The following is a 20,391-nucleotide window of genomic DNA, read 5'->3' as shown; positions in this document are numbered from 1 at the left end:
TATCTATTCAGACCTGCAGCTTTATGAACTTAACATAACTAATTTGTATCCAGATCTTATAAACAGCTCTTTAGCAGGTGAACCATATGGTCAGTGAATTTATAGTACCCACATTGATTATTGTTGTGATTATTCTATCACAGAGTATCAAGATAGTAAATGAATATGAAAGAGTCGTTATATTCAGGTTAGGACGATTTGAAGGGGTTAAAGGCCCAGGTCTGTTCTTTATAATTCCAATTATAGATAAAACAGTTAAAGTTGATCTTAGAGTTGTTACAATTGATGTTCCAAAGCAGAACGTGATCACAAAGGATAATGTGACTGTTGATGTAGATGCTATTGTATACTACAAGGTTGTGGAACCGGGAGCAGCTGTAACTGCTGTGGAGGATTATAAATATGCAACTGCAATGCTCTCTCAGACAACACTAAGGGATGTTATGGGAAGAATCGAACTTGATGATGTCCTATCTCAGAGAGAGGAGATCAATAAAGATATCCAGACTATGCTGGACACTTCAACAGATCCCTGGGGTATAAAAGTAACTTCTGTAACCATCAGGGATGTAAATCTACCAACAACCATGCACAGGGCAATTGCAAAGCAGGCTGAAGCAGAGCGTGAAAAACGTTCAAGAATAATTCTCTCTGAAGGAGAATACATGGCAGCTGAAAAGATGAAGGATGCTGCAATGCTATATCAGGATATGCCGGTTGGTATCAAGCTTCGTGAATTGCAGACAATTGCAGAAGTTTCAAGGGAACAGAATCTGATAATAATTACCAACACTACCAGTGCAGGAGAAATCGCAGGGATAACAGAGGCTGTTGCTCAGAAAAAACTAAAGGGCAGCAGCAAAAAATAATTACAGGGACTATGAAACACAGCAAACTGTATCTTCTGCTCATATTTCTTTTTTTATTTTTTATCCTGATACCCGCTGCAGCAGACGAAAATAGCAGAGTACTGGTACTGGAGATATCAGATGTCATCACCCCTGCATCAGATAATATAGTGGAAGATGCAATACATAAAGCCGAAACTGAAAATTTTGAGGCACTGATAATCAGGCTGGATACCCCGGGTGGCGGGCTTGATGAGACATTCAGAATCATAGAGCTGATAGAAGGTACAGATGTGCCGGTGATCGGTTATGTCCATCCTCCGGGAGCAAAGGCATGGTCTGCAGGTACATTGATACTTATCAGCACTGATATTGCTGCAATGGCACCTCACACGATAATTGGTTCTGCCCAGCCAGTACAGCTCTCGCAGCCTGTTGATGATCCAAAGATCATCAATGCACTTGTTGCCTTTGCACGTGAAAAGGCAAGCATGCATGATAGAAATGAGACCATTGCAGAAGAATTCATTACCAGAAACCTGAACCTTAACGCAGAACAGGCTCTTGAAGTGGGAATTATAGAGTATGTAGCAGCTGACATAGACGATCTGCTAATGCAGATCGATGGTATATCTGTCAAGGGACATGAGCTCAGGACTGCAGGTGCAGAAATTGAAACCTATCAGCCACCTCTCCAGCTTGTATTTATGAATATAATATCAAATCCGCTTATATCATCCCTTCTTCTCCTTCTGGGAATATACGGAATTATTTTCGGAATTTCCAATCCCGGATACGGTCCTGAGATATTTGGTGTAATTGCTATCACACTGGGACTTATTGGTATGGGGTTTGATGTGAATATTGCAGCAGTGTTCCTGGTGCTTGTAGGTGCCGGGTTGTTAATCCTGGAATTACAGGAGCCTGGATTTGGGGTATTTGGATTTGCCGGAGTGATATGTGTGATTATAGGAAGTATTCTGTTGATACCAATGAATTATCCTGATTTTTTTGTACCTGCCGAATTTCAGATCAATATGATCATCGCAGTAGTAATACCAAGTGTAGTTGTAATATTTCTTACGGTGATAGCCATCTACAAGGTGCTTGATGTGAGAAAAAGAAAGCCGGTTATAGGTGAGATGATTGGGGATACAGCCGAGGCAAATGATAATATAACAGCCACTCAGGAAGGGTATGTAAAATATCACGGAGAATACTGGAAAGCACGTACACAGGAAGGAACAATTGAGAAGGGAGAAAAGGTGGAGATTGTTAAAAAAGAGGGACCTTTACTTATTGTAAAAAAGAAAATTGATGAGACTGAAACCGTGAACCCTGAGTGATACAGAAGGTTACATATACTTATTTTTTGTTCAGAATCTCTATGACCCTTCTTTTTTTCTCAATAGCCTTCTCTGCAGCCCTGTCAATTGCTTTTTTCATATCATCAAAGTCACGGGGGTTATCCTCACCTATCATTTTCTTTATGGGAGTGTATGCAGATTCCCTGAAGGATGGTGAAAAATCTCTCAGTTCATCTCCAACCTTTATCTTTGCACCATGGCCCTTAACCACTTTTCCTATTACATCAATTGCAACACCTGAACTTCGAACTACACCAATGACCTCATCTGCATATTCCTGCGGTACTGTGACCAGAAGAGAATCCAGTGAAACTCCCAGATAATCAATGTCAAGCGAATCCAGCATATCAAATACTCTTGGATTTACCAGTGGCCGTATAGATGCTTCATTAAATTCCATACCAACACCTGCGGTTTTACATATCTCTTTTGCATCGCCCCTAATACCACCATTTGTTACATCTGTCATCGAATGTACATGTTTGATTACATTTGATTCCAGCAAAGCCTCACATGCCCTGATAAATTTTACATTGATCGTCTCATCCACCACATCATGCATACCATAGTAAAGAGCAGTGGTTGAAATGGTACCCCCTCCTGCCCCTTCGGTCATAAGTATCAGGTCACCAGGTTGTGTAAGGTTTCTTGATGTGAGATTTTCAGTAACTCCGACTGCACCTACACCACCTGTCATCCGATCTCCTATTACCATATCCCCTCCGATTCTGAGAGTGCTTCCGGTTATAAGGGGAACACCAGTAACCTGAGAAACTGTGGTAATTCCTGCAATATGATCAAATATCTTTGCAACATCTCCATCGTCTGCAACATGGATATCGGAAAAAAGTGCTATTGGTCGTGCTCCCATTACATAGACATCCCTCAATGATGCCCTGGCAACATGAAAACCTGCAAGAAAGGGAAAATCACTCAGACGTGAATGTATCCCGTCTACAGTCAGTACTATGTACTCACCGCTTTGGGTCCTTACCACCCCTGAGTCATCCAGATGAGAAGAATCAACTACAGCCGCAGTACTTCCAATAACCTCTGCTATCTTTTCATGAGCATAGAAATCACCGCTCCCCCTGGATCCAACTCCGAACTGACCCATTGTAACGCCTGATCTGGTCGAGGTCAGAATATCACCAGATACATTCAATGTTGCCCTGGCTTCACTGACAGCAGCCTGTGCAATCTTTCTTGCAGTTGTCATATCCACCTGCTTAATCTCAGTTATCCTGATGGCAAGCTTTTCTTCAATTTCGGGGTCACTTCTTATAAGGCCCTGTCTTGCATAACCTTCAATATCCATATAAATCTCCTGAATCTTCTGAATTTGATAAATTAGCACATATTTACAAAATTATCTAATATCTTCAATCCTGTCTTACCACTTTTTTCAGGATGGAACTGTGTGCCTACAACATTTCCTTCTCGATTGGTAACAGCTGCAGCAAACTCTACACCATAATCACACATGGCAAGGGTATGCTCTGCATCAGTTTGAACATAATAGGAATGAACAAAATAAAGATAGGCATCATCTTCAATATTTTCAAACAGAGGATGTTTTTTTGTGGTCTTTATTGAATTCCATCCCATATGAGGTACTTTAAGACCCTGTCCCCCAAATCGGATCACCCGTCCTGGAATAATATCCAGGCCTTTAGTCAGCTTGCCTTCTTCAGATTCGCTCATGATTATCTGCTGACCCAGACAGATGCCAAGCATGGGTTTTCCCATCTCCATATATCTTCCAATGGATTGCCTCAGTACTTCAATGTTCTTCATTGCATCAGAAAAAGCTCCAACACCAGGGAGTATTAGGCCATCAGCGTCCTGTATATCTGCATCCCTGCTTGATATTATGGGCACTGCTCCTACATATTCCAGACCTTTTCTGACACTTCGTAGATTGCCCAGTCCATAATCAATGATGACTATCTTTTTCATGGTTAGTAAAAGTCCATTGTATTACATCAACTTAATGCATTGCTATTTATTTAACTCATTCATCTGTGAACTATTTTTTAGTTATTGTATAAATTTATATATAATGTTGATATATCATTGTAAAAAGATAGAGGGATTGAATGAAGAAAAACACCAGTCTGCTTTCAAATGATAATGCAATTGAACTACCGATCAATATTGTTGTCATGCTTGTAATAGGCATGGTTGCACTGGCTGCACTTATTGCAATAATTCCACCGCCTACAAAGAATATGTCTGTGAACATTGACGAATCGGGATTAGGTCACAGTGATATGAGTCCTGGAAATACGATTATAGTTGATGCATCAACCGCAGAGGATCCCCTGGAGATTATTGTAAGGATCACAGCAACAGATCCTGATGGAAATCCCGTAAGAGATGCAAATGTGGTTTTGCGGGGAATGGGAGGAGTTGCCACAGGTACAACAGACATGCATGGTACAGCCACTCTGGTTACGGATCCTGCTAGAGTGAAACTTGGAGCAAATCAGAACGAAGGTACCATGGACCTGAAAATATCTGCAAATGGGTTCTATGATTACGAAAAAAAAGATGCAGTTATGGTTGTCAAGACACGTTAAGTCAGGACAGGTAAGATGTCAATACTCAGAGATGACAGAGCAAGTATTGGACTTCCCATGAGAATGGTGGTCCTTACCACCATTGGTCTTATAGGCCTATTTGCAATAATAGGAACTATCAATCAAATGCCTGTGCCACCACAGCCAATGTATGCAATTGCAGATACGAGTTATATTGAACTGCAGGAAGGCATGCAGGATCCTGAACTGGTAATACATGTATATGGTTACGACGATATCCCGGTATCCGGTGCAAGTGTTGTTGTATGGGATCCTTCAAAGGAGAATGCATATACTGATGTTACCTGTCATGATGGAAAAGCACATATCAGTATGAACAGCGTCATGCCGGCAATCGGAAACAATCAGGGATACATTTCAATAAAGGTTATGGCAGACGGATATGTCACCTTTGAGGATAAGTATTTTGTTAAAGTATTGGATCAAAGGGAATGAAGGCTTTAACTTCTGCGCACCAGATAAATTTTCATCAGTACGCTCATAACAAGGGCAAAAGACAGAGTAAGTGAAAAATAAGGAGATCTTATTACATCCCATCTCTGCGAATATATGAGCACACCGGTTATAAAGAGAAATATAGCTGCTATCAGACCAGACAGCTCAAAAGGAATCTTGAAAGATCCAATTTTAACCTTATTACCATCTTCAATCTGAGAAACTCTTTTTTCAAGACTATCTATATGTTCCCTGGCACCATCACTCCAGAATTCCTGGAATTCATCCGATTGTTCTGTATCCGGAATTTGATCCCTGACAGAAACAATTTCGTTTCTTAGAGCATCAATTTCATGTTTCACCTCATCCACAGAGACAATGTTGGTACACTGTCCACATGTCTCCAGACAAATGTCATTATATTCTCCAGAAGAGGATGAATGATCTTTCATCGATAATCTTCGTTCCACTGCACGAAGACGTTTTTCAATACTTCTCACATTCTGGGCTACCGATTCCAGGTATCCCTTTCCACCGGGGGTAGTATCGCAGGGATCCATAATTGCCTCCATTACCAGCAGATACCTTCATATTCAATCTCATTTTCAATGCTGTGAGGATCTATAAGATGCCTGCCATCGATTACAAGCCTTCGATGCATTCCAGCCAGTTCAGAATCAAGGTTTCTGAATTCATCCCATTCTGTCATCAGCAGACATGCATGAGCATTCTCAAGGGCCCTGGCTGCACTGGAAGCATATTCAATATTATCAAACAGCCTTTTCATATTATCAGAGGCCATTGGATCATATGCTACTACATGAGCTCCTTTTCTAATAAGACAATCAATTACAGGTATGGATCTGGATTCACGTATATCATCGGTTCCGTTCTTGAATGCAAGTCCCAGTACAGCAATACGTTTATTCGCAGGGTCTCCGATCTTTTTTTCAAGCAACTCTATCATTTTTAGAGGTTGCCTGTCATTGAGTTCAATTACGGATCTTAATAGGGAAGGTTCATACCCAATTTCCATTGATCTGTTCACAAGAGCCTGGACATCCTTGGGAAAACACGAACCTCCAAACCCTGCGCCACTGTTGAGAAAATGAGGAGATATGCGAAAGTCCTTTCCCACCTCTCTCATCACATCATAGCAGTCAATTCCCATCTTCTTGCAGATGTTCCCGATTTCATTCGAAAAGGAAATTTTTGTTGCAAGAAAAGAGTTGTTTGCGTATTTGATCATTTCTGCAGTCCTGAGATTGGTACGTGTTACCTCACATTCAATTCCCTTATACAGGTCTGAAACTATGGAACCAGACCTCTGATCATGTGCACCGACAACAATCTTATCAGGGTGCATGAAATCATAAACTGCCATGCCTTCACGTAGAAACTCGGGGTTCATGGCAACTCCAAAATCCTTACCTGCTTGTTTTCCTGAGTATTTTTCAAGTAGGGGAATCACCACATTTTCAGTTGTCATAGGCACCACTGTACTTTTAACTACAGCCACATGATACCGGTCTTTTTTCCCGATTCCTGATCCAAGGCTTTTGCATGACTTTTTTAATACCGTCAGGTCGATCTTTCCATCTTCATCACATGGAGTACCCACACAAATGAAAGAAATATCTGAATTCATGATTGCATGCTGATAATCAGTGGTTGCATAAAGTGATCTGCCTGTATGTTTTCTGAGGAGTTCCCCAAGGCCGTTTTCATGTATCGGTGATATGCCATCATTGATCTTTTGAACCTTTTCTTCATCTATATCAATACAGATCACCTCATGTCCAAGTTCTGCAAAGCATGCAGCAGTTACAGATCCTACATATCCAGTGCCAACAACAGATATTTTCATGATAATTCCTTTGAAGTATAATTTTTTATGACGTCGTGATGTACACATCGTAAAAATATTTAAATTTTATGAAAACTTTTCTGCTGACCTCATAGCTCCTTTACAAGAATCTGTTCACCTTCATCAAGGGCATCCAGTATAGTCTGAGCAAGGGTGGAACTCATCCTTATTTTGATGTCTCCGTGCCTGCTGATGGTAGCTGTAAAGAGGTAATTGTTATTTGCGTATATCTCCACATCCTGGGAAGAAAGCTCAGGGACATTGATTATTACATGTTTTTTCGTACGTTCCACAACGGGATAGTATTCCCTGGCCGAACCTTTTGAGATTTTTTTCTTCTCTTCCAGTTTCCGGACATCAATATGGATCCCAAGAGCTTTTTCGATCTCGGCAACCACAGCACCACCCTTTCCAATCACCCGGGGAATATCTGCATCTGAAACTCTGACAACAGCCTTTTGATCTGAAACCATTTCCACATTCACAGACCCTCTGACATAATTTCGCATTACATCCCTTATTTCCATCTCTGCCAGTTTCCATGAAGGTTTCTTTGATTCCTCTCCAACAGGCATAACAACAACCTGTTCTCCGTAGGTATATATTTCATACTCAGTTGCGCCAGTCTCAAAATCGGAAACTGTGATAACAGGTCTTGCCAGGTCATCCTCGGTCATTCCAAAGGGAACCTTAACCGTGAACTCAAGGATATACACACTTACAATCTCTCCTTTCTCAAGGAAGATCACAGTATCCACGACCTGAGGTATGACACCCAGTTCCAGTCTTCCTATAAGACGCTGTATTGCATCTATTGCACGGTTTGCATGAACCACACCGATCATTCCAACACCAGCCAACCTCATATCAGCAAAAATCAGAAAGTCCCGGGTCTTGCGGACCTCATCATATATAGTATAGTCCGGTCTGACAAGTAGGAGAACATCTGCAGTGTTTTCCATGTCCCCATCCAGTGGAGCATACTGGGTAATTGACTTTGGAACCTGGAGATCCCTGGGGGATTCCATTGTCTTTACCACAAAATCATGATCTCCAAGATAGGTGGCAATACCTGCAGCAAATGTGGATTTTCCAGATCCCGGCGGACCGGATATCAGTATTCCCCTCTGGGAAAGGATCCTTTCCTTGAGCTGAGCGTTTAGGCGATACTCATCAAGACTCACAGAAGCTATTGGTCTTACAGCAGTAATTTCAGTATCATCGGAAAATGGAGGATTGGATATTGCAATACGCATGTTGCGTATCTGAAGTATGGAAACTCCGCTGTAGGACATCTCCAGAAAAGATTCAGGATCAGCCCTTGCTCTTTCAATAAGTTCCCTGGATATATCCTTGAGCTCTTTGTGACTGCATGGCTCATCACCGATACGTATGAACCTTACATCTCCAACCGTTCCTCTTTTGGCCATCGGGAATACACCTTTTTTAAGGTGGACAGACATTGTATCATCAGTAAAGTAACGATCAATGAGAAGTGGTCCAAAATCTGCCATCTGGGGGAAGATCCAGTCAACATTGAGACCTTTTGCGATAGCAACCTGGGCCTGCACCCGGTCTCCGGTCACAAACATTGCATCAAGCTCAATTGCAACAGAACGTATGATTGCATCGATCTCGCCGCTCTTTGCAAGCCTGATCTGTTCAAGGGTAGGGCGATCTCCTACAAAAAATATATTCACTTCCCCGCTGTCTGCAAGTTTTCGCAACTCTTTAAGTTCATCAAGTCCACGGTAACCTATTTCGATCCCTTTGTTTGCCTGTGCTTCCAGTTCAGAGATAACTGCCTCTGGAACATAGATGTTAGCGCCACTGTATTCTCCACTCTTAATCTTTGCAGAAACGCGTCCATCTATTATAACACTTGTATCGGGCACGATTTTCATTTCAGAAACTTCTTCATTCATATACATATGTTTATAACTCAAAAATATATAATTCAATTGCAACACTATTCAATTTCAGATAATACCTGTATAATCTGCATATCTTAAATATTTTCAATACACATCCTCGGGCTCAAACACTTTTTCACCGACAACCTCACCATCGATTGTCCTATAAAAACAGGATCTAAACCCCGTATGGCATGCTCCCCCTACCTGTTCAACCTTCAGGAGGATAGCATCCATGTCACAATCAACAAGGATCTCATGGACCTTCTGAAGATGGCCGGAACTTTCGCCTTTTTTCCATAGACTTTTTCTGCTTCTGCTCCAGTAATGTGCATAGCCGCTTACAATAGTTTTATCAAGGGCGGTTTTGTTCATATAGGCACACATCAAAACTTCACCGGTGTTTATATCCTGTGCAACGGCCTGAACCAGTCCGTCTGTATACCTGATATCGTCAAGTTTTAAAGTCATATGAATGGTATTAAAATCATATACTATAAAAATTAAAAGGAAAGCTTAAGAATCATATCTATGCAGATGCCTGAAATAATACAGGCAGGTGGATATATGGAAATAAGAAATCAAAAAAAAGATGCATTCCTGATCCCTACAGGAATCCATGGCCTGGATGTACATCTGGGTGGGGGGGTTCCACCTGGAAGTACAATACTAATTCTGGCCGAACCCGGAGCTGGCTCATCTACCTTTGCCCAGCAGTTTTCCTATGGCGGATTGAAGAACGATGATCATGTGATATATTTTACTACGGATCAGCCTATTGAAGAGATTATTTCTGAAATGGATTCTTTTGGAATGAATACAGAGGAACTGATAGATAGGCTTGAATTTGTAGATGCTTATACACCCAGATTTTATAATCTGCTTCCAAGAGGCTTACGTGCTGAAATGGAAGCAAAGGATTACCTTAAAAGAAGTGTTGATATACTGAACCTGCTAAAGTCCACAATACTTGAAGAAAGGCAGACCAAATACCGGATGGTTATTGACTCCATGTCCTACTTTCTGCGATCATATGAAATCAATGAGATTGTCAACATGATCGAAATGATGTCATCTGTGAGCAAGATCAACCAATCCATAAACCTTCTGACAATGAAAAGCGGGATGCATGAAATACTCATAGAAAACACAATGAAACATGCCTGTGATGGTGTTATTGAGTTTAGATTAAATGAGAGGGGTTCTGAAATTGAGCGTTCAATGTTTATTCGCAAAATGAGAGGAATGCTTATTCCAAACCAGATACTGCCTTATAAAGTTACAAATAAAGGCATTGAACCCGAAACTACAAAGCGTGTACTTTAAGATATAAATATTATAATTGATAGCCATAAAAATTATAGTTGATCTGAGAAGGTCATTATTATATGTCCACATCTCTCAGAAAGAACAGGATAATATTAAAGGAAACCTATTTTATACATAGAACAGATGAATGGTTGATATTCATGAAACAGGGTATTATGGAAATTCTCAAAGATATATTTGCATCTGCAGGATACCGGATTACTGATTCCTGCCAGTATGACCTGATCGCAGAAAAAAATGATAGCAAAACCTATATCAAGTTCACAACCAGACCAGAATACGATGGGATAATAAATTTTGCAGATCAGATTCAGGGTCAGAAAGGCCTGCTTATAGTTACAGATGAAGTCAGTGATGATATGTATCACTATGCACTGGAACACGGAATAATGATCTGGGATCGTAATGAGCTGGCATTCCAGATAGGTAAGGCCGTTCTCTGTGACATTGAAGATAAAAATGCAGATATCGATTTTGTTCAGGAACCAGTTAATGGTAACATATCAGCTTCAACATCAACCATGCAGATAAATGCTAGCTCAGGTGGGTCCCGATCTGAAAATGCTGAAATTCATATTCAGAAAATCCCCCAGAAAAATAACAGAATGTCCCAGGAAGGTGAACAGCTGGTAAGTGATATATCAACTGCCTATATGAATCAGAAAAACACCTCAGAGTCCAGGGAAAACCTTAAGCTGAGGGCATTGTCAGTAAATACGTCAAAAGAGCATGCACTGGCTGTTGCAAAACCACATATCGGAAATATAGAAAAAACTGTTCTCAAGTTTGTTCCCTTCTGGAAATATACATACATGCTCAGTGTAGAAAAGAGATACAAATCAAAGATAATAGACATATCCGGTGATGGTGATGGATGCCTGAATGCGATCAATGGCAACAATGAACCATTATCCGTATACCAGGTCAATGACCAGATCCCGGTACCTGACACATCCTATAAACTGGAATCCCCAATCATTAAACAGGACGAAGCATACAGACAGCTCATCAAAATGATCATCGATGAACATACAAAGGATGTACGTTTTGATAATACGATTGGAGAAGCAATTATATCTGAACACAAACGATTCAGGCCTGGTCCTGATGACATTGAACTCAATATGGAGATGATATATGTACCTATATGGGAGTTTAAGGGAAGAAGAAACTCCATAGAGATCAATGCCTACAATGGTGAGGTGCTCAACAATCCTGTAGGGGATGATGTTGAGTTCATGTGATATTTTTGTTCGCCTTTATGCGAAAGATATATACCAATAAACCTATATAAAATACAATAACACTAAGTACCCAGAATAACTGGGTACAATAACGTGACTCAAAGGATGATGACAATGATAGAATTAACCGATAATGCGGCAACTGAACTTAAATCCATAATAGATAAAGAAGAAAAAAAGGATCATGCTCTGCGAATATTTGTTGCAGGTATGGGATGCAGCGGAATACAGTATGGCCTTGCCCTTGATGACGATGTCAAAGAAGAAGATGTAACTGTTGAAAGTAAAGATATTAAAATAGTTATGGATTCTGATATAGTCGGTGGACTTACAGAAGCAAAGATCGATTTTATCGATACTCCACAGGGAAAGGGTTTTGTGATTGATAATCCAAAAGCAGCCAGTGAATGTGGATCCGGATGCCAGGGTTGCCAGTGATAAATAAGTTAAGGGGATGATCACATGATTCCAGGCATGGGTGGTCGGGGAATGAACCCGGCCAAGATGAAGCAGATGATGAAGCAGATGGGAATCAATATTGAAGATGTAGATGATGTTGAACAGGTAATTATAAGAACATCAGAAAAAGATATAATCTTCAACAATGCAAAAGTTTCAATAATGACTGCTCAGGGTGTTGATACATATCAGATTGTTGGTACGCCAGAAGAAGTTACCAGAGAACTTGAAATCCCTGATGATGATATCAGACTGGTAGTTGAGCAGACAGGAGTCTCAGAAGAAGAAGCACGTGAAGCTCTTAAAAATGCCAATGGGGATCTGGCAGAGGCCATCATGACCTTATCAGAATAAATAAGCTAAGAATCTGATAACACTTCATTCTCCCATACATTTTTAATAATTGCGATTATTCAATAGTTCTGGTACTCACAGGCAGTTGTTCTTCTATAGAGTATCGGGAGAATCAGTCCCGCACAGTAACCAATAAGATGACCCAGTATATTGGTTTGTCCTGTAGGAGTTGCCAGTTCAAGTGGGAACAGTATCAAAAACAAAATGATGGCAAGTGAATATGAAACAAACATAAACACCGAGATCATAATAACAGTTATTTTTCCCTTTTTTTGATGTGACATTTTTTTCATACTTCTGTAAGCTCTGGCCATCTCCTTAAGAGAATCAGGCAAAAGTAGAAGCAAAAGAAAACTCAACAGAATGATGTAGTCTATCACAGCATATCCTGCAAGAGCGTACTGTATCAAAACAAAGAGAAAACTGAACCCAAATATCAAAATAAGTACAGAATAATTCAAGCATACTCTTAGCTGTTTCTGAGTGAACTCATAGACTGAAAAAAGATAATATGCAATCAGGGCAGCAACTATTCCGGAAAATCCAAGCGATGTTCTGGCAGGTACGAACATGACAGTAAAAAAAGATACCATGAAAGGAGTGAGGGAAAATATCAGCACCATATCCACGTAAAATCTCTTTCTGTTAGTTCGAAGTAAGAATATAATAGGAATTATTACAACGTACGCCAGTATATTATCAAAAAAATGTAAAAAGCCTGAGTGAGCAAAATTTGAAAAATATAAAGTAAATAATGTGGGATCTGCCAGATAAAGAACAAATCTCTCATTTAGGTGTGAATAGAACACAATACTTAAGAAAGCAGGAATAAACACCAGAAAAATGAAAATATCTATCAACAAAGATTCATATTTAATCTGTTTTCCTACAATTTCAAGATTCAAAAGCATTCCCCACAAATGTACAATACATGATTAAAAATATCACTTTTAATAGTAATACTTTCGGATAAATCATACAATTTAAGCTGGCAAGCCGGGTCTCATTTGGATATCAAAACTACATCCCAACTTTGACAGTCAAAAGTAATAAAAGTGTTCTTAGCTTTGTTGTATTCGATCAAAATGCAAACAAAACTAAGAACATATGATATTGTTCCCAATGAGAATATATGCTTTCCCATCGGAACTATTCTGACTGTAAATCAACTTTATGATATCCTTGACTTTTCTTACTGTTTTTGGCAAACACAAAAAGAACGGTATCGATATCAACAACCTGCTGAAAGCTCTTGTAAGCTACAAGCTTACAGATAATTTCAGCATAAGTAAAGCCCATGAATGGATTAATCGAGATGAAGTTCTTGATATCTTCAATCTTCCTGAATTCAGTGAAAGAACTCTCTACAGGGTTCTTGAAACCCTAGGAAATAATCGTGAAACGATTATTTCTGATATCCAGGACAGACTGTTTACGAGATATGACTTCGAACATACTAATATCAACATGGACTGGTCTAGTCTTGTGTTGTATGGCGATAAATCGCCACTAGGTAAGTATGGCTATAGTCGTGACCACAGGCCAGATAAAAAACAGATTACATTGGGAATAAGTGAACTTGCAGATCCTATTAATGTCCCTATAGGTATCACAGTTGAACAGGGTAACCTGTCGGACCAGACACATTTCAAGAGAACTTATCAGCAAGTTAATAGAAGATTGAAACAAGGATCACTTGTTGTTTTTGATAAAGGAGCTCATAGTGTAGATAATACTGCCATGATAAGGGCAGATGAGATGCATTATTTGACTGCAAGGAAACTCAATAGAAGCGATGATAAGAAAATAGCAACGTTCTGGGAATCTTCTCCTGAACTGATAGATCCAGAAAATGGAATCTATGGTCTTAAGATCGTTAAAACAAGTAGTGTAAACTACTTCTATTTTTCAAAGAAACTTCAGAAAGAACAACTTGATTCAAAAGCAAGAAAAGTTATGAGACAAATAAAGGAAGCAAAGGTAATACAGGAATCTATTGACAAGAACAAAAAATTCCTAAAAGATTCAGGATCAACAATGTCCTTGTTGATGTGACTTATTCTCTGCAGACAAAACTGATGGAGCTTGATGAACAGGAAGCTACAAAACTTCTTGAAGAACATCTTATTACAGGCAGAGAAGGATTTTTCTGCCTGAAATCAAGCGAGAATTTGACACTAATAGAAGCTCTTCAAACATACAGAAAAAAGGATAGTATCGAGAAAATTATTAATTCGCTGAAAAATGAGATAGAGATTAAACCACTACGAGTATGGACGGATGCTAGCATTTATGGTGCTGTGATCATTGGGTTCATTGCACAACTGTTCATATCGTTGATGCGATATGAGTTCAACGAACTCAAGCACAAGTCAACAAAATTCATCAAAAATAGCCTATTGAATTTGACAGTAACCGTTGATTGCACGAAAAGTCGAGCAAAAAGGTACATTTACGCAAACTTTGATACCATGAACACGCTGATTTTAAGGCAAAATGGACAAAATCGTAGTACTTAGCATGAAATAATTTGAACTGTCAAATAGCTTTTCCTGACAAAAAACGAGAATTTTGGGTTGAAAGAGAATACATTATCTTCTCCAAGGAGTCAAAACTGTCAAACTTGGGCTACATCTTAAATGACAATGATATATTGTATATTATTATCATCTATACCATAAATTTTAAGGTTGCCATTAATTGGATCAAAAATTAGTAATTTAGGTTGAACCTGGCAGCGATTCACCGTTCCCGTGGGCTCTCGCACCGCAGTACAGGGTGAAACGCTGGCAGTCTTATCTTCTGTGTTCGGGATGGGTACAGGAGTTACCCTGCCGCTATGGCCGCCAGATTCGAACCGGTCAGTGTGTATGTATAAGTTTAGACGAAAGTGGATGGATGTGTTATAGAGCCAAGGTCCGGATTCGAACCGGAATGGTATCGCTCTGCAGGCGATTGCGTAGCCGTTCCGCCACCTTGGCGCACTAGTGTACCGGGTTGGTGTATTGGTACGCAATCGATATAAACTTTCCTTTCAGTCGTGTAGGGGATTGCGGGTATAAATTACTTGAAGCATACCAGATTTCGCCTGGAATGTGCAAGTGTTCTGGCAGCAGGCACGGATGGTTAGTGGTCGCGGACTTAACATCTCGTTGCCTTGATGCGTACATCCCAACTCTATCAATCCGGTCTTTTACCGGTATCCTTAGTGACGTCTCTTTTCGGGTTAGATTTCGAGCTTAGATGCATTCAGCTCTTATTCCTTAGTGCGTAGCTGCTCAGCATTGCCCTGTCGGACAACTGATACACCAGTGGCACCGTTGCCCTGTTCCTCTCGTACTAAAAGCAACTTACCCTCAGACTTCTTACACCTCTAGTAGATAGTAACCGACCTGTCTCACGACGGTCTAAACCCAGCTCACGATCTCCTTTAATAGGCGAACAACCTCACCCTTGGCTGCTGCTGCACAGCCAGGATGGAAAGAACCGACATCGAGGTAGCAAGCTGCCGGGTCGATATGTGCTCTTGCCGGCAACGACTCAATTATCCCCGGGGTAACTTTTCTGTCAGCTTTAGCCCGCATCAAGCAGGACGTAAAGGTTCGCTAGAACCGACTTTCGTCTCGTGATCTGTTACTGTGTCAGATCACGTCAGGCTGACTTATGCTCTTGCACTCTTCGGCGGGTTTCCGACCCACCTGAGTCAACCTTTGTGCGCCCTTGATATCTTTTCAAGGGCGTCCCGCCCCCAGGCAAACTGCCCACCTATCGGGGTCCTCCTCGCGGAGTTAGAGTCGCAATTTCACAAGGGTAGTGTCCCATTGGTGGCTCCACCCACGCTGGCGCGCGGGTTTCGACGCCTCCTACCTACACTGTACATGCGAAATCACAACTCAACGACAGGCTGCAGTAAAGCTCCACGGGGTCTTCACTTCCCCCTAGAGGTCTCTAGACTCTGCACTAGAATGTAAGCTTCACCGGATTCTGGCTAGGGACAGTAGAGCTCTCATTGATCCATTCATGCAAGTCGCCAATTAAGCGACAAGGTACTACGCTACCTTAAGAGGGTCATAGTTACCCCCGCCGTTTACAGGCCCTTCTTTCCGTTGTACCGGAGTTTCAGGTACCTGCACTGGGCAGGATTCAGAGATCGTACCAGCCCTTTCGGGTTTGCGATCTCCTATGTTGTTATTAGACAGTTGGAGCTCCCTGGTCACTGCGACCTGCTGTCTTCACAGCAGGCACTCCTTCTCCCGAAGTTACGGAGCCAATTTGCCGAATTCCCTTAGCCAGTGTATTTCCGACACGCCTTAGCCTTTTCAGCTAGGGGCACCTGTGTCAGATCTTGGTACGGACATTTAACTTCCTTTTCACGGACTCCCGGGTGCAGTTGACTTTCGCCATCACATATTCACCGGTTTCTCGCCATAACGGCTCTCCACCGGCTTGGATGCTTGGACAGCGCGACGACGCTGCTCAACCTGCCCGTGAGTGTCAGTTTTGTTGTTAAATGGTACAGGAATATTAACCTGTTTCCCTTTTGGCGTACTCGAATTACGGTACGTCTTAGGACCGACTAACCCTCGGCTGACGATCATTGCCGAGGAAACCTGGCCCCTTCGGCGGTCAGGATTCTCACCTGACTTTGCTGTTACTGTTACCAGGATTTTCGTTTCCGCACGGTCCACTGGACTTCACAGCCCAGCTTCTGCCCGAGCGCAACGCCTTCCTACAAGATTACCTTTCGGTACTCCGTGGTCTCGGTGGTCGACTTGAGCCCCGTCCATTTTCGGGGCCCCAAACCTCGACTGGTGAGCTGTTACGCACTCTTTAAAGGGTAGCTGCTTCTAAGCTAACCTTCCAGCTGTCTAGGGCCTGGGACACCCTTTAGTGTTAACACTTAGTCGACACTTGGGGACCTTAACCACGGGCTGGGTTGTCTCCCTTACGGACTACAGGCTTACCCCAGTAGTCCGGACTCTGATTGTCTTCGACGACGGTGTGTTTGGAGTTTGACAGGAGAGCGAGGGATTTCTCCCCCCAACTTCCCCAATCCGTGCTCTACTCCACCGACTATCTCGGATCAGGTCATGCTACGACATGTTTTGGAAGGAACCAGCTGATGCCGGGCTAGATTAGCCTTTCACTCCAAGACGCAGGTCACACGAATGATTTGCAGATCAATACCGCTTGCGGTCCTCCACGTAGCTTTCGCCACGCTTCAACCTGCCCACGCCTAGATCGCCCGGCTTCGGGTCGTACCGTTACGACTCCACGCACTTGTATACGTCGCACCTGGTCCGGTTAAGGACTGCGTGCATGTTGCTTTCGCTTCGGCTACCCTTTGAGGTTAGCCATCGCCGTACCGATACACTCCCTGGCCCGTTCTTCAAAACGTATGATATGACACTGGCAACAATACCCGTACTGCCACCTCGCGATGGTTTCCTTCGTATTGCAGATCCTTTAATGCCATATCGTTCCATCACCATCAGGTTTCAGGCACTTTGCACCTCCCTTTCTGGGGTACTTTTCAGCTTTCGGTCACCCTACTATTTCACTATCGGTCTCAAGTTGTATTTAGTTTTGGAAGTTGATGTCTCCCAGATTCCCGCGGGATATCCAACCCACGGTACTCAGGTACCGATCCTTCTGCGTTTCATTGCGTCTACGTGACTATCACACTCTATGGTCTGACGTTCCAGACAATTCGACTACCCTGAATTTAGCAGAAAATGGACCGGCCCTTCCACACCACATTTCCCCTGCATTCCTGCGGGGATTCGGTTTGAACTGTACCGATTTCACTCGCCGTTACTCCCGGCATCTCGATTGATTTCTTTTCCTGTCCCTACTAAGATGTTTCAATTCGGGACGTTCCCGATCATTACTGATCAGTATCCTTGCGGATACTAAGAGGTCTCATTAGGAAATCCCCGGTTCGTTGGTTCCTTGCACCTTCCCGGGGCATATCGCAGCTTGGCACGTCCTTCTTCAGCACTTGAGCCGAGCCATTCACCTGATGGCATATTTGCCAGAGTCTGCCAGTAGCTTACACATTCCAGTAAGCGTCTGGTATACTTTGTAATTTATACCATACAATCCTATACACGACTTCACCGCGTTCTTACAGGTTAGATAAGAACACTTCCGTCCTTCCCGGATAACATCACTTACCCGGTGCACTTAATGAATGGACTTGCTGGGACTCGAACCCAGGGCCTCTGCCTTGCAAAGGCAGCGATCTTCCAGCTGATCTACAAGCCCTCCTGGATCTTTACTGCCCAGCTGTGTGTCCTTTTGTACTGGTCTGGCAGTCATTCAGCTTTCGGTGGTGGTTTTTTTGCTTAGGAGGTGATCCAGCCGCAGATTCCCCTACGGCTACCTTGTTACGACTTAACCCCCCTTGCGAAATTTAGGTTCGAACACGACACTTAGTTCGTGCCCTCACCCATACCTCACTCGGGTGGTTTGACGGGCGGTGTGTGCAAGGAGCAGGGACGTATTCACCGCGCTATGTTGAAACGCGATTACTACGGATTCCAGCTTCATGAGGACGAGTTTCAGTCCTCAATCTGAACTACGATTGGGTTTAGGAGATTACCATCCCCTTTCGGGGCAGGAGCCCATTGTCCCAATCATTGTAGCCCGCGTGTAGCCCGGGAGATTCGGGGCATACTGACCTACCGTAGCCCGCACCTTCCTCCGCTTTAGCAGCGGCGGTCCCCACAGAGTACCCATCATTCCGAAGAACATGCTGGCAACAGTGGGCACGGGTCTCGCTCGTTGCCTGACTTAACAGGATGCTTCACAGTACGAACTGACGACGGCCATGCACCTCCTCTCAGCGATTCAGGTAAGGTCTTCAGCCTGACCTACATATTGCTGTCGCCCCCGGTGAGATTTCCGGCGTTGAGTCCAATTAAACCGCAGGCTCCACCCGTTGTAGTGCTCCCCCGCCAATTCCTTTAAGTTTCAGCCTTGCGGCCGTACTTCCCAGGTGGCTCGCTTCACGGCTTCCCTACGGCACCAGGAACGGTCGCACCATCCCTGACACATAGCGAGCATCGTTTACGGCTGGGACTACCCGGGTATCTAATCCGGTTCGTGCCCCCAGCTTTCGTCCCTCACCGTCGGACCCGTTCTGGTAAGACGCCTTCGCCACTGGTGGTCCCACAGGGATTACAAGATTTCACTCCTACCCCTGTGGTACCTCTTACCTCTCCCGGTCCCAAGTCTGACAGTATCCCCTGGAAGCCTAACAGTTGAGCTGTCAGATTTCCCAGAGGACTGATCAAACCGGCTACGGACCCTTTAGACCCAATAATAGTGATCACCACTCGGGCCGCCGGTGTTACCGCGGCGGCTGGCACCGGTCTTGCCCGGCCCTTGCTAACGCATGCCGTTTACACATGCGGACAGCCAGCATTGTATGCTGGCACTCGGTGTCCCCTTATCGCGGTTTCCCGCATTGTAAAGTTTTCGCGCCTGCTGCGCCCCGTAGGGCCTGGATTCATGTCTCAGAATCCATCTCCGGGCTCTTGCTCTCACAACCCGTACCCGTCGTCGGCTAGCAGGTACCTTGCACCCGCTACTACCTGATAGGCCGCAGACCCATCCTTGGGCAGACGAATCCTTTTGAACCACGAAGCATTCCAGCTATCATGGCATATCCGGAATTATCCCCAGTTTCCCGGGGTTATGCCGGTCCCAAGGGCAGGTTATCCACGTGTTACTGAGCAGTTCGCCATGTTCACGAAGAACATATAACTTGCATGGCTTAGTCGAACACCGATAGCAGTGACCTCTGGCAGGATCAACCAGAATTATATGCACACTTTTGTTGCATACCACACTATCTTGAATTTATTAGAATATTGGTGGGAGAACTCAATCACTTGAGTTCAATGCACAATCCAGTTAACTTCCGTCACATAGACGGAAACTGGTAAGCTATATATAAGATAATACA

General features: G+C 42.9%; 15 protein-coding genes, 2 tRNA genes, 3 rRNA genes and 1 pseudogene. 9 read left to right on the top strand and 12 right to left on the bottom strand.

Annotated elements, in window-relative coordinates; genetic code table 11:
* Nucleotides 1–86 precede the first annotated feature (86 nt).
* Both MZHIL_RS00275 and MZHIL_RS00270 read left to right on the top strand, forming a co-directional pair.
* Nucleotides 87–869: a slipin family protein gene (locus MZHIL_RS00275; RefSeq protein ID WP_013897371.1), complete on the top strand. Its 783-nt coding sequence runs from the start codon at nt 87–89 to the stop codon at nt 867–869.
* An 11-nt stretch (nt 870–880) separates the two neighbouring features.
* On the top strand, nt 881–2,194 hold the full coding sequence (locus MZHIL_RS00270) for an NfeD family protein (RefSeq protein WP_013897370.1): 1,314 nt from the start codon (nt 881–883) through the stop codon (nt 2,192–2,194).
* Between the two features lie 19 nt (nt 2,195–2,213).
* Here MZHIL_RS00270 and MZHIL_RS00265 read toward each other — a convergent pair whose 3' ends face one another.
* The gene (locus MZHIL_RS00265) at nt 2,214–3,533 is read right to left on the bottom strand and encodes an AIR synthase-related protein (RefSeq protein ID WP_013897369.1); all 1,320 of its coding nucleotides are present in this window, start codon (nt 3,531–3,533) and stop codon (nt 2,214–2,216) included.
* A gap of 32 nt (nt 3,534–3,565) precedes the next feature.
* Nucleotides 3,566–4,174 carry an imidazole glycerol phosphate synthase subunit HisH gene (gene hisH, locus MZHIL_RS00260; RefSeq protein ID WP_013897368.1) on the bottom strand — a complete coding sequence of 203 codons (609 nt, stop codon included), beginning with the start codon at nt 4,172–4,174 and terminating at the stop codon, nt 3,566–3,568.
* 140 nt (nt 4,175–4,314) lie between these two features.
* Here hisH and MZHIL_RS00255 point away from each other — a divergent pair, with 140 nt between their 5' ends.
* Both MZHIL_RS00255 and MZHIL_RS00250 read left to right on the top strand, forming a co-directional pair.
* Entirely contained in the window at nt 4,315–4,797 is a 483-nt protein-coding gene (locus MZHIL_RS00255; protein ID WP_013897367.1) for a DUF7382 domain-containing protein, read from the top strand.
* Between the two features lie 15 nt (nt 4,798–4,812).
* Nucleotides 4,813–5,253, top strand: coding sequence for a hypothetical protein (locus MZHIL_RS00250; RefSeq protein WP_013897366.1), 441 nt, complete (start codon nt 4,813–4,815; stop codon nt 5,251–5,253).
* A 5-nt stretch (nt 5,254–5,258) separates the two neighbouring features.
* On the opposite strand, the gene MZHIL_RS00245 is transcribed toward MZHIL_RS00250, so the two are convergent.
* The 4 genes from MZHIL_RS00245 to hisI form a co-directional block, all read right to left on the bottom strand.
* Nucleotides 5,259–5,813: a hypothetical protein gene (locus MZHIL_RS00245; RefSeq protein WP_013897365.1), complete on the bottom strand. Its 555-nt coding sequence runs from the start codon at nt 5,811–5,813 to the stop codon at nt 5,259–5,261.
* Between the two features lie 11 nt (nt 5,814–5,824).
* Nucleotides 5,825–7,120, bottom strand: a complete 1,296-nt coding sequence (locus MZHIL_RS00240) for a UDP-glucose dehydrogenase family protein (RefSeq protein ID WP_013897364.1) — start codon at nt 7,118–7,120, stop codon at nt 5,825–5,827.
* Nucleotides 7,121–7,209: 89 nt separating this feature from the next.
* Nucleotides 7,210–9,045, bottom strand: a complete 1,836-nt coding sequence (locus MZHIL_RS00235) for a PINc/VapC family ATPase (RefSeq protein WP_048815575.1) — start codon at nt 9,043–9,045, stop codon at nt 7,210–7,212.
* A gap of 93 nt (nt 9,046–9,138) precedes the next feature.
* Nucleotides 9,139–9,504, bottom strand: coding sequence for a phosphoribosyl-AMP cyclohydrolase (gene hisI / locus MZHIL_RS00230; RefSeq protein ID WP_013897362.1), 366 nt, complete (start codon nt 9,502–9,504; stop codon nt 9,139–9,141).
* A 96-nt stretch (nt 9,505–9,600) separates the two neighbouring features.
* On the opposite strand from hisI, the gene MZHIL_RS00225 reads away from it, so the two are divergent.
* The 4 genes from MZHIL_RS00225 (at nt 9,601) to MZHIL_RS00210 (ending at nt 12,419) form a co-directional block, all read left to right on the top strand.
* On the top strand, nt 9,601–10,359 hold the full coding sequence (locus MZHIL_RS00225) for an RAD55 family ATPase (protein ID WP_048815574.1): 759 nt from the start codon (nt 9,601–9,603) through the stop codon (nt 10,357–10,359).
* 143 nt (nt 10,360–10,502) lie between these two features.
* The gene (locus MZHIL_RS00220; RefSeq protein ID WP_157209600.1) at nt 10,503–11,606 is read left to right on the top strand and encodes a PDDEXK family nuclease; all 1,104 of its coding nucleotides are present in this window, start codon (nt 10,503–10,505) and stop codon (nt 11,604–11,606) included.
* A gap of 114 nt (nt 11,607–11,720) precedes the next feature.
* Nucleotides 11,721–12,044, top strand: coding sequence for a HesB/IscA family protein (locus MZHIL_RS00215; RefSeq protein WP_013897359.1), 324 nt, complete (start codon nt 11,721–11,723; stop codon nt 12,042–12,044).
* A 24-nt stretch (nt 12,045–12,068) separates the two neighbouring features.
* Nucleotides 12,069–12,419 carry a nascent polypeptide-associated complex protein gene (locus MZHIL_RS00210; RefSeq protein WP_013897358.1) on the top strand — a complete coding sequence of 117 codons (351 nt, stop codon included), beginning with the start codon at nt 12,069–12,071 and terminating at the stop codon, nt 12,417–12,419.
* Between the two features lie 59 nt (nt 12,420–12,478).
* Here MZHIL_RS00210 and MZHIL_RS00205 read toward each other — a convergent pair whose 3' ends face one another.
* A complete protein-coding gene (locus tag MZHIL_RS00205) occupies nt 12,479–13,324 on the bottom strand; it encodes a rhomboid family intramembrane serine protease (RefSeq protein WP_172633388.1) in 846 nt (281 codons plus the stop codon).
* 180 nt (nt 13,325–13,504) lie between these two features.
* Here MZHIL_RS00205 and MZHIL_RS00200 point away from each other — a divergent pair.
* Nucleotides 13,505–14,938: pseudogene (locus tag MZHIL_RS00200) on the top strand (IS1634 family transposase).
* 210 nt (nt 14,939–15,148) lie between these two features.
* Here MZHIL_RS00200 and rrf read toward each other — a convergent pair.
* From rrf to MZHIL_RS00180, 5 genes are all read right to left on the bottom strand, one after another.
* Nucleotides 15,149–15,270, bottom strand: a 5S ribosomal RNA gene (rrf, locus tag MZHIL_RS00195).
* Nucleotides 15,271–15,328: 58 nt separating this feature from the next.
* A tRNA-Cys gene (locus MZHIL_RS10420) sits at nt 15,329–15,400 on the bottom strand.
* Nucleotides 15,401–15,527: 127 nt separating this feature from the next.
* Nucleotides 15,528–18,462 (bottom strand): 23S ribosomal RNA (locus MZHIL_RS00190).
* A gap of 151 nt (nt 18,463–18,613) precedes the next feature.
* Nucleotides 18,614–18,686, bottom strand: a tRNA-Ala gene (locus MZHIL_RS00185).
* Nucleotides 18,687–18,768: 82 nt separating this feature from the next.
* Nucleotides 18,769–20,246 (bottom strand): 16S ribosomal RNA (locus MZHIL_RS00180).
* Together the 16S, 23S and 5S rRNA genes with 2 tRNA genes alongside form the textbook arrangement of a ribosomal RNA operon.
* Nucleotides 20,247–20,391 lie beyond the last annotated feature (145 nt).

Source organism: Methanosalsum zhilinae DSM 4017, from assembly GCF_000217995.1.
Classification (GTDB): domain Archaea; phylum Halobacteriota; class Methanosarcinia; order Methanosarcinales; family Methanosarcinaceae; genus Methanosalsum; species Methanosalsum zhilinae.
The sequence above is the reverse complement of the archived record's forward strand: the minus strand, read 5'-3'. Positions and strand labels throughout refer to the sequence as shown.